This window comes from Pseudomonas sp. P5_B2, from assembly GCF_056400445.1.
The window spans coordinates 1-541 of the sequence record NZ_JBFULH010001501.1 but is presented as its reverse complement, the minus strand read 5'-3'; the positions used below and the strand labels follow the sequence as shown (position 1 = coordinate 541).

Below are 541 nucleotides of genomic sequence, written 5' to 3'. Positions count from 1 at the left end.
GAGTCAACTCCTCCGATGCTGATCATGGTATCCGCACCGACATCGGTGATATTGACGCTACCGGCAAAATTCGCCGCCGTGATGTTGAGTGCGGAAATATTGAGCAAATCCTGACCGCCGATGGGATTGGTATCGAAACCGATAATCTGATCGTTTCCGAACCCTGCGCCGAACACGAAGGTGTCATTGCCAATGCCACCCACGAATACGTTGTTTAACGTATTGCCGATTGCCGTGAAGTTGCCGGTACCGCCATAGATCAAGCCCTCGATGTTTKCGCCCAAGGTGTAGCTGTYCAGRTAAGTCCAGACGCTGTCASYCCCCCCTCCGACACCCTCGATCACSACATCGCCGGCATCKGTCACCTCGTAGACGTCAYTCCCGGCGCCKCCGATTAGCSTGTCAKCACCCGCGCCACCAAGGAGGACGTCATTCCCGGCCCCACCTACAATCACGTTATCCAGCTGATTGCCGAACCCGGTGAAGTTGCCCGTACCGCCATAGATCAAGCCCTCGATGTTTGCRCCCAAGGTGTAGCTGT

Annotated in this window: 1 protein-coding gene and 1 pseudogene; both read right to left on the bottom strand. The window is 55.8% G+C overall.

Annotated elements, in window-relative coordinates; translation table 11 throughout:
- Positions 1-284 (bottom strand): calcium-binding protein (locus AC1DRJ_RS32060; RefSeq protein ID WP_477805623.1); only part of this gene is annotated, 284 nt, incomplete at its 3' end.
- Between the two features lie 99 nt (positions 285-383).
- Positions 384-509, bottom strand: a pseudogene (locus AC1DRJ_RS32055) (calcium-binding protein); the annotation flags it as partial.
- Positions 510-541: the final 32 nt, after the last annotated feature.